This is a genomic window from Rodentibacter sp. Ppn85, from assembly GCF_001999335.1.
In the GTDB taxonomy this organism is placed as follows: domain Bacteria; phylum Pseudomonadota; class Gammaproteobacteria; order Enterobacterales; family Pasteurellaceae; genus Rodentibacter.
The window spans coordinates 1-15958 of record NZ_MLHS01000011.1 but is presented as its reverse complement, the minus strand read 5'-3'; the positions used below and the strand labels follow the sequence as shown (position 1 = coordinate 15958).

Here is a 15958-nt window from a genome sequence, read left to right as displayed (position 1 = left end):
TTTCGATATGCGATAAAATATTTAATAAAAAACTAATGTGCTATTTTAATGAATTGTGCGACATTGAGCAAATCAACAAACAACAACTCGCCAAGAATAACCTAAAAGAGTTAAAAAATATCTTTTTCTTTTCGTAGAATAATGAAATCTTCCAGTGTCGTCGCTTGCAGAAAAGGATTAATGGATTTCTCCAATCCTAACGTTGTAGGCAAACTTGGTTTTCCTTCCGAGTGCAGTTTTTCTACAAAAGTGCGGTAATTTTTAACCGCACTTTTGTCTGCGATGACGGTTTCCGCAAAAGCTAAATTACTCAGCGTATATTCATGAGCCGGGCAAACTACGGTTCCATCAGGCAATGTTTTTAAGCGTAACAATCCTTCAAACATTTGTGCATAATTGCCGGTAAAAACACGCCCGCAACCGGCAGAAAATAACGCATCGCCGCAAAACAAGTGATTATCTACAAGAAAACTCACATGCTGTGCCGTGTGCCCGCCTGTGGGGATAACTTGAATACGATAATTCGGCGTAATAATTTCCCCTTCATTGACAATCCGTGTCGCCCCTTTTTTAAGGCATTCTTGCGAACCATAAATCGGTACGTTCGGATAACGCTGCTTAAACTTTACCACGCCTTGCGTATGATCATCATGCTCATGGGTCAGTAAAACCGCTTCAATCGGGAAATTGTATTGTTCAATCCAAGAAAAGAGCTTGTTCGTTTCCGATAAATCGACAATAATAACCGGTAAGTTTTCACGTTGATAAAGCCAAATATAATTGTCATTCAACACAGGCAGAGCTACTAACATAATTCCTCGCTAAATTTATTTATGATCATCAATTGGCAGGCAAAAGCAAAACGCCCCTTCATATCACCGACAAGTTGGCAACAATTGCCACAAGGTAAGGCCTATTGTAGCGCATTACAGAACGCATTTGCCCCTTGGTTATTAAAAATTTTAGGCTGTCAAATCGTAAAAATCGGCGCATTAAGTGCCGAAATACCGACTGAACTACCGGCACACCACCAAATTCTTATCAGTGAAAAAATTTCTCAAAATTTAACCGCACTTTTAACCCCCAATAAGAGCTTACTTCAAGCAAGCCCAACTCAATTGCCGCTGATTCGGCAAGAAATCAATGCTTGTTTTCTCGCCAATACGCTCAACTTTTCCCAAGATCCTCATCAAATTTTACGGGAGGTCCATCGCGTTCTGGCTGATGACGGTTGGTTATTTCTCTCCTTATTTAATCCCCTCAGTCCGCTAATTTTCAAACAAAAACTGGGGGATGCTCCTTTCCGTCAATATCCCGCTTGGCGTATTATTGACTGGTTAGAATTACTGCATTTTGAAATTATGGAATGTAAAAATCTTACCATCAATCATAACAGTACCACGCTGTTTTCGCCTTTAACCCTGATTGTGGCACAAAAACGAACTTACCCATTAACGCTGAATACGGAGAAAGTGCGGTCAAAAATCCCTGCATTTTTACAACCGACCGAAGCCTTTCAAGAAGAAATAGTATCTTGCCATATATCGCCCGATAGTAAGTAGAACATTCTCCTAAAAAGTGAAAATCAATTCTTGCTCCCTTTGCAAAACTCCCCTATTATTCACCGCACTTTTATCTTGATTTTAGGAACAAAAATGAGCGAACAAACCTTTATCCCCGGCAAAGATGCGGCACTTGAAGACAGTATTGGCAAATTCCAACAAAAATTAACCGATCTGGGTTTTAATATTGAAGCGGCCTCTTGGTTAAATCCCGTACCGAATGTGTGGTCGGTACATATTCGTGATAAAGATTGTCCACAATGTTTCTCGAATGGCAAAGGGGCAAGCAAAAAAGCAGCGCTTGCCTCCGCATTAGGTGAATATTTCGAGCGTCTTTCCACCAACTATTTCTTTGCGGATTTCTATTTAGGACAAGAAATTGCAAACGGTGATTTCGTTCATTATCCCAGTGAAAAATGGTTCCCGATTGAAGATGAAACCACATTACCGACAGGAATTTTAGACGACAATTTACTCAACTATTTTGATCCGGACGGCGAACTCACACCAGAGTTGCTCGTGGATTTGCAATCGGGCAATTATGATCGTGGCATTGTAGCGATGCCTTATGTTCGCCAATCCGATGAACAAACCGTCTATATTCCGCAAAGCATTATCGCCAATCTTTATGTGTCAAACGGAATGTCGGCGGGTAACACAAGATTTGAAGCTCGCGTGCAAGGCTTGTCAGAAGTTTTTGAACGCTATGTCAAAAATAAAATTATTGCGGAAGCCATTAGCTTACCGGAAATTCCAAAACAGGTGATGGATCGCTATCCTTCTATCCAAGCCTCTATCGCCAAATTAGAAGAGGAAGGTTTCCCGATTTATGCCTTTGATGCGTCCTTAGGCGGAAAATATCCGGTCATTTGCGTAGTGTTATTGAACCCGAATAACGGCACATGCTTTGCTTCTTTTGGCGCACACCCTAATTTCCAAGTAGCCTTAGAACGTACGGTTACGGAACTTCTACAAGGTCGTAGTTTGAAAGATTTGGATGTATTCGCCCCACCTTCTTTCAATAATCAAGATGTTGCCGAACATGCTAATTTAGAAACCCATTTTATTGATTCTAGCGGTTTGATCTCATGGGATCTATTCAAGCAAACGCCTGACTATGTGTTTGTCGATTGGGATTTCTCCGGTACAACACAAGAGGAATATAACAATTTAATGGCGATTTTCCGTTCGGAAAACAAAGAAGTCTATATTATGGATTATAGCCATTTGGGTGTGTATGCCTGCCGCATTATCGTACCGGGTATGTCGGATATTTATCCGGTAGATGATTTAATCTACGCCAATAATAATATGGGAATGGATTGGCGTGAGATTTTACTTGATTTACCGAACTGGCATCATGATTCTGCGACTTACCAAGAATTATTAGAAGAATTGGATACGCAAAATATCGATGATGCTACCCGCGTACGTGAATTTATCGGTATTGTTGCCCCTAAAACTAGCGGATGGACAACGTTACGAATCGGTGAATTAAAATCAATGCTGCATTTGGCTTTAGGCGAGTTAGAACAAGCATTGGACTGGGCAAATTGGACGTTAAATATGAATACTTCTGTTTTCACACCGGAGCGTGCCAATTATTATCGAGCATTAATTAGCATTATTGAACTCCACTTAGATGAAAACCGTACTCCTATGCAGTATCGCACCGCACTTGAAAAAATGTACGGCAAAGACACCGTGAAATACGCTTGGGCAGCCACGGCAGAAAAAGGCAATCCTTTCTATAATTTACCGGCAAGTGATGAGATGTTGAAAAATTTCAGAGAACATCAAGCCTTGCTAAACGCCTATGCGAAACTACAAAAAGCAAAACGTGAAAATTGAAGATAAACCTCGGGCAAGTATAAACTTGCCTATTCTTTAACTTACAAAAAAATTCAGATCATACCATTTATCTAATGGGAATATTCAGGGGGGCAATAACCCAATTCAGAGGAAATATCTCGGGCAGTTTGTGCAACTTCTCCAAGAAAAAATCGGATACCTAATTCTTGTAGTTTATAAACCGACATCGAAACAGACACTGAATAATCTACATTGCCGTTGAAATCAAATATCGGACAGGCAAGACATACTACGCCCAACTCATTTTCTTCTTTATCCATTGCATACTGCTTTCGACGAATGTCCGCTAATTCTTTACGCATTTCCTCCAATTCCGTTACCGTATTATGAGTAAGTTTGCGAATAACATCTTGGTGAGATGACCAGTATTCGTCTAGATAATTATTCTTTTTGTCATAGGCAAGATAAATTTTTCCCATCGCAGAACAGTATAATTGGAGATGTTGCCCGATATATGCTCTCGTTCTAATCATACCCATCGTTGGTTCTAACTTATAAATCATAATTGCCCGCTCCCCCTCTCGTTTTGAAAAATTCACTGTTTCTCCGAGAGTTAAATTCAATTTTTCCAAATGTGGCGCTGCAATATGTATGATATTTAATGAAGAAAGCACCTTATGACCAAGGTTTAAACATTTAGTAGTCAAACGATAACTACCATTCGAGTTAGCCGTTTGTACATATTCCTCGCTTTGTAATCCTTGTAGTAAACGGTGTACTGTACTTTTGTTTAGTTCTGCTATTTCGGCCAACTTCGCCAAAGGACAGCCGTTGGGGAAATTGCTTAAGATCTCAAGAACGCGCAATCCACGAATTAAACTCTGATTTCCACTTGGCTTTTCGCTTGCCATATCACATATCCTTCCGAGTAAATTTTTTTATTAATGCTAGCATTCCAATAATATCATTTTACATATTGAAATTCTATTTGCATACATTGTGATCAAGATCACAAATTCCGAAATCAATATATAACCAATTGATTTTAATATAATTATTATTTCATGCATTTATTGACATCATAGCGTTAAAATCTTAAATTATGAAACGCAAGTCCACTATGTGAAATAAAGAGGTATCCATGAGAGTTTCTTACAATGAATTAAAAGCTGAATTTAAACGTATTTTGCTTTCACGTCATATGCGTGAAGATATCGCCGAAGATTGTGCCGGTTTATTTGCCGATACTACTCAAGCAGGTGCATATTCACACGGGGTAAATCGTTTTCCCCGTTTTATTCAGCAGCTGGAAAACGGGGATATCGTGCCTGAAGCCGAGCCAACCAAAGCACTTTCTTTAGGCGCTATTGAACAATGGGATGCTCACCAAGCAATTGGTAATCTAGCCGCCAAAAAAATGATGGATCGTGCAATGGAAATAGCCCAACAGCATGGTATCGGCGTGGTAGCCTTGCGTAATGCGAATCACTGGATGCGTGGCGGTAGTTACGGATGGCAAGCGGCAGAAAAAGGTTACATTGGTATTTGTTGGACAAATGCTTTAGCCGTGATGCCGCCTTGGGGGGCGAAAGAGTGCCGCATCGGTACTAATCCACTAATTATTGCGATTCCGACAAGCCCTATCACGATGGTAGATATGTCTTGTTCCATGTACTCATACGGTATGCTTGAAGTTCATCGCCTGGCGGGTCGTCAAACTTTTGTGGATGCCGGCTTTGATGATGACGGTAATTTAACCCGTGATCCGGCAACGGTAGAAAAAAACCGCCGCCTACTACCGATGGGGTTTTGGAAAGGATCAGGTTTATCTATCGTATTGGATATGATTGCAACATTACTTTCTAATGGTGAATCTACCGCAGCAGTGACAGAAGACAAAGATGATGAATACTGCGTTTCTCAAGTATTTATAGCCATTGAAGTTGATCGTTTAATTGATGGAGAGACTAAAGATGCCAAACTTCAACGCATTATAGAGTATGTGAAAACTGCCGAGCGCGCCGATCCAAATATCGAAGTTCGTTTACCCGGTCATGAATTCACGACCATCTTGGCTGACAACAAAGCGAATGGTATCCCAGTAGATGATACGGTTTGGGCAAAATTAAAATCTCTGTAACCGCACTCGGTGTTATAACCCCTTGCGATTACATCACCGAACATAAAAGTGCGGTCAATTTTCACTGAGTTTCATAAACGAGGTATCTATGTTTTTTGGGCATATATCTAAAGTTAATAAGAAAGCATATCCTATGGCTATCCAAACCGCCTTGGATTATTTGGCTTCTACCGATTTCACTAACATGGAAACAGGGCGTTATCCGATTAAAGGCGAGCTAATCTATGTTCAAGTGTTAGATTTAGAAACAAAAGACAAATCTGATATTTTACCGGAAGTTCACCGTCAGTATCTTGATGTGCAGTATCTTCATTCCGGCAAAGAGCGTATTGGCGTTGCGCCGGATTTAGGGAATAACCCGATTGCAAAAGATTATGATACGGAACGTGATATTTTATTTTATACCGATATACAAAATGAAACAGAACTGATAATGCGTCCGGGCAATTTTGCTGTCTTTTTTCCTGAAGATATTCATCGCCCCGCTTCTATGGATGGTCAATCGGAAAAAATACGTAAAATCGTCGTAAAAATTGCCATTAGTGAACTTTAGGAGCGAATGATGAAATCTCTCGCAATTTATACCGGCAAGCTACTTGAAATGTTGGTCGTCGCTATACTCAGCATAATGTCTTGCTTAGTCTTTCTCAACGTGATTTTACGCTACGGTTTTAACAGTAGCATTAACATTACTGAAGAAGTTTCCCGCTATTTATTTATATGGCTAACATTCTTAGGCGCCATTCTTGCCTTTAGTGATAACCAACATGTTAGCGTTACCATGCTTACCGAACGTTTATCCAATAAAAAACGTAAAATCTTTTCTCTTTTTACCGATGCATTAATGTTTTTCTGCTGTTATTTAATCGTAAAAGGTAGTTGGGTTCAGTTTCAGCTAAATATCAATAATATTGCACCAATCTCCGGCATTCCAACCGGTATCACTTATCTCGCTAGTGTTGTCGCCGGTATATTATTCGGAATTCTGATATTAACTCGTTTCATCTCTACATTAACCCTTTTAGTTAAAGGAGAAGAGCAATGACCGTCGTAATTTTCCTTTCTGTTTTACTGGGTTCAATTCTGCTCGGTATTCCCGTGGCATTCTCTTTGTTGGTATGTGGTATCGCCCTGATGGTACATTTGGATTTATTTGACGCCCAAATTCTTGCCCAACAAATCGTTAGTGGTGCGGACAGTTTTTCTTTAATGGCAATTCCATTCTTCATTCTTGCCGGTGAAATTATGAATGAAGGCGGTTTATCCAAGCGAATTATCGATTTACCAATGAAACTGGTCGGTCATAAACGCGGAGGACTAGGATTCGTAGCTATTCTTGCCGCAATGATCATGGCGAGTCTTTCCGGCTCTGCAGTAGCGGATACAGCTGCGGTTGCGGCAATGTTACTACCGATGATGAAAACTACCGGATATCCGGTAGATAAATCGGCAGGCTTAATCGGTACAGCGGGAATTATTGCACCAATTATTCCGCCGTCAATTCCATTTATTATCTTTGGGGTTGCAAGCGGCGTATCTATCACTAAATTATTTTTAGCCGGTATTTTCCCCGGTATTTTGATGGGGGTATGTCTTGCCGCACTATGGTGGTGGCAAGCAAAACGCTTGGATTTAATGACATTTTCTAAAGCAACTCGAGAAGAACTTTGTATTTCTTTCAAAAACAGTATCTGGGCGCTTATGTTACCGGTCATTATTATCGGCGGATTCCGTTCCGGTATGTTTACCCCAACTGAAGCCGGTGCAGTAGCGGCATTCTATGCCTTATTAGTGTCAATGTTCATTTATCGCGAGTTAAAACTTAAGGAACTCTATCCTGTCATTCTAGCTGCAGCAAAAACAACGGCAGTCGTCATGTTCCTAGTCGCAGCTGCAAACGTTACCGGTTGGTTAATCACTGTTGCCGAACTTCCTCAGGCTATGACGGAATTGTTAGAACCACTTATCGATAATCCAACTATTCTATTAATCGTCATTATGATTGCCGTATTTGTTATTGGTATGGTAATGGATTTAACGCCAACCGTGTTAATTCTGACTCCAGTATTAATGCCGTTAATTGAGGAAGCTGGAATTGATCCTATATATTTTGGGGTACTGTTCATTCTGAATACTTCTATCGGGCTGATCACACCGCCTGTAGGTAATGTACTCAATGTAATTACCGGCATATCAAAATTGCCTTTCGAGCAGGCTGCCAAAGGAGTTCTACCTTATTTGTTAATGATGATCGCATTACTATTTATTTTTATCTTTGTACCATCATTAATTATCAAACCTCTCAATTGGATGTCTGCATAAAATTAAAATAACGTTGTCATAAACCGCTTATGGCAGCATTGAAAAACGCTTAATTTCTATAGGAGAAACAATATGAGATTTTTCAATCTAAAAACCTTAATCTTGATAGCGGGGATGGCTGTATTTGCCGACAGAGCAAGTGCCTCAACGACACTACGTTTCGGTTATGAAGCACCACGCAGTGATACTCAACATATCGCAGCCAAAAAATTCAATGAATTATTAAAAGAAAAAACAAAAAATGAACTTAAACTTAGCCTTTTCCCGGACAGTACATTAGGCAATGCTCAAACCATGATCAGTGCTGTACGCGGCGGTACAATTGATTTGGAAATGTCCGGTTCACCGAACTTTACCGGATTAGAACCCAAATTAAACGTTATTGACATTCCTTTTATTTTTAAAGACCGTCAACACGTCTATAAAGTGTTGGACGGTGAAATCGGTCAAGATTTATTAAAAGCTCTCGAAGCACAGGGATTAAAAGGACTTGCTTTTTGGGATGTCGGTTTCCGTGCATTTTCCAATTCTAAACATCCTGTTAATAAACCGGAAGATATTAAAGGATTAAAAATACGTACCAATCAAAACCCAATGTATATTCAAGCATTTAGTTTGTTAGGCGGTAATCCTGTACCAATGCCATTATCAGAGCTTTACACCGCGCTTGAAACCCGTGCTGTAGATGCCCAAGAACATCCAATCGGTATTTTCTGGTCGGTAAAACTTTATGAAGTACAAAAATACTTAAGTTTAACTAATCACGGCTATACTCCGCTCATCGTAGTAATGAACAAAGCCAAATTCGACAGCTTATCGCCTGAATTGCAACAAGCAATTTTGGATTCAGCCAAAGAAGCGGGAAAGTATCAACGAGATCTGAACGTACAAAACGAAAAAGACATCGTGGAAAAATTACGTAAAGCCGGTATCGAAGTAATTGATAATGTGGATAATGCACCATTCAAAGCGGTAATTGAAGCTGATGTTCGTAAATCCTTCATTGAGAAACATGGTGACGATTTAGTCAATAAAATTGATGCATTGGCTCAATAATCCCGTATCCTAAAATTTAATATAAATTCCAGTGTGATGCGGTTTTCTGTTTGGGCATCACACTAACGTTAAATTTTAAAACTATTGAAAAAACAACCGCACTTTTCTACACGATAAGTAAGTACGAGTTGGATTTATATTTGTTACTTATTCCTCAAATGGAGGAAATATGACTTCAAACACACAACCGATATTAAGTATGCAGCATATTATTAAGCGCTTTGGTGGAAACATTGCGGTTAATGATGTCAGTCTTGATATTCATAAAGGGGAGATCGTGGCGCTATTGGGTGAAAATGGTGCCGGAAAATCTACCTTAATCAAAATTTTGGCCGGTATCCACAATTGTGATGAAGGTGAAATTTTATTCAATAATCAGAAAATTCAATCCGCACAATCTCTTTCTAATTCTAATAAACAGCCTATCGCTTTTATCCATCAGGATCTCGGCTTAATCGAGTGGATGACTATTGCAGAAAATATGGCATTTGTTATGGGATTTCCACGTCGTTTCGGTTTGATTGATTGGGCAAAAATCCACAAACAGGCCCAGCAGGCATTGGATTATGTCGGCATTAAATTATCTGCCGATACTCGTGTTTTTGATCTTAGCAGAACTGAAAAAGCGCTGCTCGCCATTGCCCGAGCAATTGCAGTCAATGCCGAAGTTTTAATTTTAGACGAACCGACTGCCTCTCTACCGGCAAGCGATGTAGAACATTTATTTGTTGTATTAAACCGTTTACGGGAACAAGGTGTGGGCATGGTGTATGTAACCCACCGTTTAGATGAGGTTATTGCTATATCTGATCGTATTTTAGTAATGCGAGATGGCTTTCCTGTCGCAGAAGGTGCAACAAAAGACTATGACGTAAAAGGTTTGGTAAAAGCTATTGTTGGTGAAGAAAGTCGTGGTAAACAACGCATTCCTCTCCCGGAGAACACTGATGAAATTCTACGATTAGATCACGTAGTTGTCGGTGATACCGGCCCGGTATCCTTTAATTTACATAAAGGCGAAATGATTGCATTAGCCGGGTTACGCGGCGCAGGTCAGGAAGAAATCGGTCGTTTGCTGTTCGGATTACGCAATTTAGATCAAGGTTCAATTTATTTGGATAATAAACCTTATCTGGCAGACTCTCCGCAAGATGCGATTTATAAAGGCCTCTCTCTAGTTGCCGGTGATCGTACTCACGAAAGTGTCTTTATGAACAGAACGACGACTGAAAATCTGTTTATTAATCCGGTTTTAAGCGGTCACTCTCCACTCGAATGGTATAAACGCAAAGACGAGTTAAGAGAGAGTTGGTTCAAATTCCAATTATTCGATATTCGTCCGAAGAACCTATTTATTGATACCAGTGCATTATCCGGCGGTAATCAACAAAAAATTGTATTGGCACGTTGGATGCATCTAAATACTCCAATCCTAATTTTAGAAGACCCAACAGCCGGAGTCGATGTAGGTGCCCGTGCAGAAATTTACGATTTACTCAATAAAGCGCTTGGTGAAGGCATTGCAATTATCGTGATTTCCACTGATTTTGAAGAAATTGCCCATTTATGTAATCGGGTACTAATATTTAACCGTGGTGATATTGCCGGCGAATTAAAAAACGAACAGATTACGTTTGCTAATTTACTTGCATTGGCTTCTGATTCCCAATCTAAAGCCGCATAAAAATAAATTCAGGGTGAGAATTTTCCCGTTCAATCCCCTTATATTTTCTTTGGAGGCTGTATGGCTCAAACTAATATAAAATCGACCGCACTTGAACAACCGGTATCTATTTCCCGTGATGGTTTTATAGCGTGGTTTACACAAATGCTAACTCGTTATGGATTACTCTGGCTTTGTGTGTTATTAGTGATTATTTTCTCACTTACTACCGATTCTTTTGCATCAATGCTCACTTTAAACGCTATTTTGGAAAGTAAATCCAAAATTGCTTTACTCGCATTAGCCGCGACAACAACAATGATTGTCGGGAAAATCGACTTAAACGTGGGTTTCGGCATCGTGCTATGGCATATTTTGGCCATCACTTTACAGGTACAATTCGGTTTTTCTTGGCCTGTGGCTATTCTGATCGTGTTAGCCATTGCCGCCCTTTACGGTTTGTTAAACGGTATTTTGGTCGCTTTAGCCGATATTGACAGTTTTGTGGCTACACTCGGCTCCGGCACTGTATTGTACGCCGTGGCATTATGGCATTCGGGCGGGCGACAAATTGTCGGTGATCTACCGGACGGCTTTATTGCACTAAACAGCACGGAAATTTTTGGAATTCCGATTTCAGCCTTCTACGTATTAATCGTCGCCGTTATTATGTGGCTTATCACCGAACATACACCAACCGGACGCTGTATGTATGCGGTAGGGGCAAATCCGACAGCGGCCCGCCTCAACGGAATTAATATCAAAAAATATACGATTGTACCTTTCGTTGTATCCAGTGTTCTCACCGCATTTACCGGCGTGCTGATCTCTGCACAACAAGGAGTCGGTCAAGCTAGTGTGGGAATGGACTACCTGTTACCAGCCTTAGTTGGTGCTTTTTTAGGAAGTACTACTATCCGACCGGGCCGAATTAATGTGTGGGGAACGGTTGTCGGTATCGCAATACTCGCAATTGGTATTTCAGGTATTCAGCAATTTGGCGGTGCATTCTGGGTTGAACCATTATTTAATGGCGCAACACTCTTGTTATCCATCACTATTGCAGGCTATGCACAACGTAAACGCTTGCTTAACCAAAAATCTATCCAAAAGAAAGTGTCTAACTAACTCAAGGGGAGCCCTCTATGAAACATTTTTTTCGTCAAACCTTAACTGCAATCGCTACATTTGCTGCAATTTCTTTCATAAACAATGCACTAGCTAATGATCCCTTCGTTGAAGATGCTAAAAAACAAGTAGCAGCAGCAACCGCAAAACAGGAAAAGTGGGATGGTCCGACAACAGGTCCTCAACTACAACAAGGTAAAAGCATTATCTTTATCGCATCTGATATGAAAAACGGTGGTGTTTTAGGAGTAATTGACGGCATGAAAGAAGCCTCAAACGTTGCCGGTTGGAAATTTGATGTATTGGATGGTGCAGGTACGGTAAATAACCAATTAGCCGCGTTAAATCAAGCTATTGCAAAAAAACCGGATGCTATTGTTATTGGTGGTTGGAATCCAAATGTGGCAAAGATTCCACTACAAAAAGCAAGTAAAAACGGTATTACTTTAGTGGCATGGCACGCCTCTCCACACCCCGGTCCCGATGACAAATACAATATTTTCTATAATGTAACCTCTGACTCTGATGAAATCGCCAGACTATCCGCTCTACAAGCAGTGGCAAAATCTGATGGAAAAGCAAAAGTCGTGATTCTGACCGATTCGTTATATGAAATCGCTTTGCGTAAAGCTAATGTGATGAAAGAGGTTATTGAAAAATGCCAAGATTGTAAAGTATTAGAATTTATCGATACGCCGTTAGCAGACACCTCTAGCCGCATGCCTAGTCTAACGTTCAGTCTATTGCAAAAATATGGTGATGACTTGCAATATACATTAGCGATCAACGACCTATACTTCGATTTTATGTCACCTTCATTACGTTCCGCCAATAAAGGGGAAATGCCATATAACATTTCTGCCGGAGATGGTTCCGTGACAGCTTATCAACGTATTCGTAATAATGATAAACAGTTCGCTACCGTACCGGAACCACTTAATTTACACGGTTGGCAATTGGTTGATGAATTAAACCGTGCCTTCTCTAAACAAAAACCATCCGGTTATATCACACCGGCACATCTTGTTATTCAAGAAAATGTTGCTTTTGACGGTGGTGATAAAAATCTTTATGACCCACAAAACGGTTATAAAGAAGCTTATAAAACCATTTGGGGTGTGAAATAAAGAAAAGTTGTTCAATAGAAGGAAAGAATCCTAAATAAAATGGGATAAGGATAAAGTGCGGTCAAAAATCGTTGTGTTTTTCTATATCCTCCCCTTCTGTTTTACAGATAAAAAACCGTTAGGAACAATATATATGGCAATATTGACAACTGAAATTTATGACGAACGTTTCTACACTTTAGTTGGCACAAAATTCCAACTGGATGAGCTTTTCTCTAATGCAGTCTGGGCAGAAGGCCCTATTTGGTTAGCCCAACAACAAGCTGTCATTTTTAGTGATGTGAAAGGTAATACCCTGTATCGTTGGACAAAACAAGACGGTACACAAGTATTACGTTCACCGTCTTATTTCGCTAACGGTAATACCCTTGATATGGAAGGAAATCTAATTACTTGCGAACATGGCAGACGAGCAATCAGTAAAACCGATAAACAAGGTAATGTACAAATTTTAGTAGATAAGCTGGAAGGAAAACGTTTCAATTCCCCAAATGATCTTGTCGTAAAATCCGATGGTACAATTTGGTTTACCGATCCACCATACGGTATTTTAAGTGATGCAGAGGGAAAAAAATCGCCAAGTGAAATTATCGGTTGCTATGTTTATTGTTACGATCCTAAAACAGATGAAATCAATATTGCTACTTTTAATGTCATGCGTCCGAATGGTTTAGCATTCTCGCAGGATGAAAAACAACTCTTTGTTGCCGATATGTCCATTGTTGAATTTGCAAAAGAAGGATTGCATCATTTAGTTGTTTTTGATGTGGAAGGAAAACGTTTAAAAAACCGCCGTAATGTAGCAGAAATTAATCCGGGTATTCCGGATGGTTTACAAATTGACAAACAGGGCGTTATATATTGCAGCTGTGAAAACGGAATTCTCGTTTTATTATCAGATGGAACGTATTTAGGGCGTTTTATTGTAGGTAAAACTACTTCAAACTGCACTTTTGGGGATAATCAAAAAACATTGTTTATCACCTCAAGCAACAGCTTATACAGACTAACTATTGAATAATAAGGAATCGGCATGAATTATTATCTTGGCATCGATTGCGGGGGAACCTTTATTAAAGCTGCATTATTCGATCAACAGGGCAATATGTCCGCTTGCATACGTAAAAATATTGAAGTCATCAGTGAAAAAGCAGGCTATGCAGAACGAGATATGCCACAATTATGGCTAACTTGTGCTGAAGTCATACGACAAACAATAAGAGAGAGTAAGGTTAACCCAAAACAAATTAAAGGGGTCGGCATTTCCGCCCAAGGAAAAGGTGTGTTTTTATTAGATAAACAAAAAAAACCGCTTGGTAGAGCGGTCCTATCTTCCGATCAACGCTCATTAAATATCGTGCGTCAATGGCAACAAGAAGGGATACCGGAAAAACTCTACCCGATCACCCGACAAACGTTATGGACCGGACATCCTGTTTCCATTTTACGTTGGATAAAAGAAAATGAGCCTGAGCGCTATACGAAAATCAGTTCAATATTGATGTCGCACGATTATCTTCGTTTTTGTTTAACCGGTGAGTTATATTGTGAAGAAACCAATATTTCCGAATCCAATTTATATAATATGGAAAGCGGTAAATATGAAAATGAACTTGCAGAAATCCTTGGACTGTCCGGCATTCTTGAGAAGATGCCACCTATTATCGCACCGGATCAAGTAGCAGGTTATGTGACCCCTGAAGCGGCCGAATTATCGTGTTTAATAAAAGGTACACCGGTAGTAGGCGGATTATTTGATGTAATTTCTACCGCACTTTGTGCCGGATTGGATGATGAGAAAAAACTTAATGTAGTTTTAGGAACTTGGTCAGTAGTCAGCGGTGTTACGGATCATATCGATCGGAACCAAACTATTCCCTTTGTTTATGGGCGTTATGCGGAAAAAGGAAAATTCTTGGTACACGAAGCCAGCCCGACATCCGCCGGTAATCTAGAATGGTTTATCAAACACTGGAAGCTAGATTATAACCAAATTAATAAAGGCATCGAACAATTACCGCCAGCCTCAAGCACTATATTATTTGTTCCTTTCCTATACGGTTCTAATGCAGGGCTCGGAATGCAAGCAGGATTCTACGGCATACAATCTCACCATACTCAAATGCACCTGATGCAAGCAGTCTATGAAGGTGTACTATTCAGTGCAATGTATCATTTAAACCGAATGTTACAGCGCTTTCCTGATGTCAATGTTCTTAGAGTTACCGGAGGACCGACAAAATCGAATGTATGGCTACAAATGCTCGCTGACTTGACAGGAATAACATTGGAAATTCCTACAACAGAGGAAACCGGTTGTTTAGGCGCAGCACTAATGGCAATACATACGGTAGAAAATCCAATTAAATTAACCGATAGCATGCGAAAAATTTATCCAAATCCCGATAATTATCGGGCATATCAAAAGAAATATGCTAAGTATGTTTGCCTGGTCGAGGCACTAAAAACATTACATTAATTTGCATCAACACAAGAAAACACCCACCATACAAATACATAAACTAAGGATTTATGAAAAGCGTTACTAAAAAATATAGATTGGGTTGAATTGTTAATGATCATGTAAAAATACACCGAGCAGATATAGTAAAACCACCAAAAATCTCGAGTAGCCGGTGATTTGTCGGCTACGCAACCACTAAATAATCTGCTCCGCTCGTTATAATTCCTCACTATTCCACTCTGACAATCTTAAAAGGCTTAATTTTCATTGCTAAAATATATCTCACAATTTGGCAATTTAGATTGTAACCAGTTAATATCTTGTTGGTGTAGTGGATTTTCATTAAGACTAAGCACTTTTAATTGAGTTAAGTGAGCTAACGAGCTAATACTGCTAACTTTATTTCTATCAAGGTAAAGCGTAGTTAATTGAGTAAGCCGAGCAAGAGGAGATATATCGGTAATGTTGTTAAAGTCAAGACTAAGCACTTTTAATTGGGTCAAGTGAGCTAAGGGGGTAATATTGCTAATTTTATTGTCCATAAGGCTCAGTTTGGCTAATTGATTGAGTTGAGCAATAGCGGATATATCACTGATTTTATTAGATTCAAGGCTAAGCTCTTGCAATTTGGCCAAATGAATTAAAGGGGCTATATTGCTGATTTTATTTCTATCAAGGTAAAGC

At 39.7% G+C, this 15958-nt stretch carries 15 protein-coding genes; 12 read left to right on the top strand and 3 right to left on the bottom strand.

What is annotated here, in order from left to right:
• Positions 1–110 precede the first annotated feature (110 nt).
• Positions 111–812, bottom strand: a complete 702-nt coding sequence (gene gloB / locus BKL51_RS01475) for a hydroxyacylglutathione hydrolase (protein WP_077464985.1) — start codon at positions 810–812, stop codon at positions 111–113.
• 21 nt (positions 813–833) lie between these two features.
• Here gloB and BKL51_RS01470 point away from each other — a divergent pair, with 21 nt between their 5' ends.
• Both BKL51_RS01470 and ycaO read left to right on the top strand, forming a co-directional pair.
• Positions 834–1562, top strand: a complete 729-nt coding sequence (locus BKL51_RS01470; protein WP_077464984.1) for a class I SAM-dependent methyltransferase — start codon at positions 834–836, stop codon at positions 1560–1562.
• Positions 1563–1655: 93 nt separating this feature from the next.
• Positions 1656–3413, top strand: a complete 1758-nt coding sequence (ycaO, locus tag BKL51_RS01465; protein ID WP_077464983.1) for a 30S ribosomal protein S12 methylthiotransferase accessory factor YcaO — start codon at positions 1656–1658, stop codon at positions 3411–3413.
• 71 nt (positions 3414–3484) lie between these two features.
• Here the strand turns inward: ycaO and BKL51_RS01460 are convergent, their stop codons facing one another.
• Positions 3485–4285: an IclR family transcriptional regulator gene (locus BKL51_RS01460; protein WP_077464982.1), complete on the bottom strand. Its 801-nt coding sequence runs from the start codon at positions 4283–4285 to the stop codon at positions 3485–3487.
• 230 nt (positions 4286–4515) lie between these two features.
• Here BKL51_RS01460 and yiaK point away from each other — a divergent pair, with 230 nt between their 5' ends.
• The 10 genes from yiaK to BKL51_RS01410 all read left to right on the top strand — a co-directional run bounded on the left by yiaK (position 4516) and on the right by BKL51_RS01410 (position 15289).
• Complete coding sequence (gene yiaK, locus BKL51_RS01455) at positions 4516–5514, top strand: 3-dehydro-L-gulonate 2-dehydrogenase (RefSeq protein WP_077464981.1); 999 nt, start codon at positions 4516–4518, stop codon at positions 5512–5514.
• Between the two features lie 88 nt (positions 5515–5602).
• Positions 5603–6067 carry a YhcH/YjgK/YiaL family protein gene (locus tag BKL51_RS01450; protein WP_077464980.1) on the top strand — a complete coding sequence of 155 codons (465 nt, stop codon included), beginning with the start codon at positions 5603–5605 and terminating at the stop codon, positions 6065–6067.
• 9 nt (positions 6068–6076) lie between these two features.
• Entirely contained in the window at positions 6077–6559 is a 483-nt protein-coding gene (locus tag BKL51_RS01445) for a TRAP transporter small permease (protein WP_077464979.1), read from the top strand.
• On the top strand, positions 6556–7836 hold the full coding sequence (locus tag BKL51_RS01440) for a TRAP transporter large permease subunit (protein WP_077464978.1): 1281 nt from the start codon (positions 6556–6558) through the stop codon (positions 7834–7836). Before BKL51_RS01445 ends, BKL51_RS01440 begins: the two co-directional genes overlap by 4 nt.
• Before the next feature lie 72 nt (positions 7837–7908).
• Entirely contained in the window at positions 7909–8892 is a 984-nt protein-coding gene (locus BKL51_RS01435) for a TRAP transporter substrate-binding protein (protein WP_077464977.1), read from the top strand.
• Between the two features lie 169 nt (positions 8893–9061).
• Positions 9062–10576 (top strand): sugar ABC transporter ATP-binding protein, encoded by a 1515-nt coding sequence (locus BKL51_RS01430; RefSeq protein ID WP_077464976.1) that lies wholly within the window; start codon positions 9062–9064, stop codon positions 10574–10576.
• Positions 10577–10636: 60 nt separating this feature from the next.
• Positions 10637–11683, top strand: coding sequence for an ABC transporter permease (locus tag BKL51_RS01425; protein ID WP_077464975.1), 1047 nt, complete (start codon positions 10637–10639; stop codon positions 11681–11683).
• Positions 11684–11700: 17 nt separating this feature from the next.
• Complete coding sequence (locus tag BKL51_RS01420) at positions 11701–12810, top strand: substrate-binding domain-containing protein (protein WP_077464974.1); 1110 nt, start codon at positions 11701–11703, stop codon at positions 12808–12810.
• Positions 12811–12943: 133 nt separating this feature from the next.
• The gene (locus tag BKL51_RS01415; protein ID WP_077464973.1) at positions 12944–13831 is read left to right on the top strand and encodes an SMP-30/gluconolactonase/LRE family protein; all 888 of its coding nucleotides are present in this window, start codon (positions 12944–12946) and stop codon (positions 13829–13831) included.
• 12 nt (positions 13832–13843) lie between these two features.
• Positions 13844–15289, top strand: a complete 1446-nt coding sequence (locus BKL51_RS01410; RefSeq protein WP_077464972.1) for an FGGY-family carbohydrate kinase — start codon at positions 13844–13846, stop codon at positions 15287–15289.
• Between the two features lie 242 nt (positions 15290–15531).
• On the opposite strand, the gene BKL51_RS01405 is transcribed toward BKL51_RS01410, so the two are convergent.
• A partial coding sequence (locus BKL51_RS01405) for a leucine-rich repeat domain-containing protein (protein ID WP_158074913.1) occupies positions 15532–15958 on the bottom strand: 427 nt, incomplete at its 5' end.

What these genes read in the sequence shown, in the direction of transcription:
- gloB (WP_077464985.1), bottom strand. Translation starts at nt 812, where the DNA reads ATGTTAGTAGCTCTGCCTGTGTTGAATGACAATTATATTTGGCTTTAT.
- BKL51_RS01470 (WP_077464984.1), top strand. Translation starts at nt 834, where the DNA reads ATGATCATCAATTGGCAGGCAAAAGCAAAACGCCCCTTCATATCACCG.
- ycaO (WP_077464983.1), top strand. Translation starts at nt 1,656, where the DNA reads ATGAGCGAACAAACCTTTATCCCCGGCAAAGATGCGGCACTTGAAGAC.
- BKL51_RS01460 (WP_077464982.1), bottom strand. Translation starts at nt 4,285, where the DNA reads ATGGCAAGCGAAAAGCCAAGTGGAAATCAGAGTTTAATTCGTGGATTG.
- yiaK (WP_077464981.1), top strand. Translation starts at nt 4,516, where the DNA reads ATGAGAGTTTCTTACAATGAATTAAAAGCTGAATTTAAACGTATTTTG.
- BKL51_RS01450 (WP_077464980.1), top strand. Translation starts at nt 5,603, where the DNA reads ATGTTTTTTGGGCATATATCTAAAGTTAATAAGAAAGCATATCCTATG.
- BKL51_RS01445 (WP_077464979.1), top strand. Translation starts at nt 6,077, where the DNA reads ATGAAATCTCTCGCAATTTATACCGGCAAGCTACTTGAAATGTTGGTC.
- BKL51_RS01440 (WP_077464978.1), top strand. Translation starts at nt 6,556, where the DNA reads ATGACCGTCGTAATTTTCCTTTCTGTTTTACTGGGTTCAATTCTGCTC.
- BKL51_RS01435 (WP_077464977.1), top strand. Translation starts at nt 7,909, where the DNA reads ATGAGATTTTTCAATCTAAAAACCTTAATCTTGATAGCGGGGATGGCT.
- BKL51_RS01430 (WP_077464976.1), top strand. Translation starts at nt 9,062, where the DNA reads ATGACTTCAAACACACAACCGATATTAAGTATGCAGCATATTATTAAG.
- BKL51_RS01425 (WP_077464975.1), top strand. Translation starts at nt 10,637, where the DNA reads ATGGCTCAAACTAATATAAAATCGACCGCACTTGAACAACCGGTATCT.
- BKL51_RS01420 (WP_077464974.1), top strand. Translation starts at nt 11,701, where the DNA reads ATGAAACATTTTTTTCGTCAAACCTTAACTGCAATCGCTACATTTGCT.
- BKL51_RS01415 (WP_077464973.1), top strand. Translation starts at nt 12,944, where the DNA reads ATGGCAATATTGACAACTGAAATTTATGACGAACGTTTCTACACTTTA.
- BKL51_RS01410 (WP_077464972.1), top strand. Translation starts at nt 13,844, where the DNA reads ATGAATTATTATCTTGGCATCGATTGCGGGGGAACCTTTATTAAAGCT.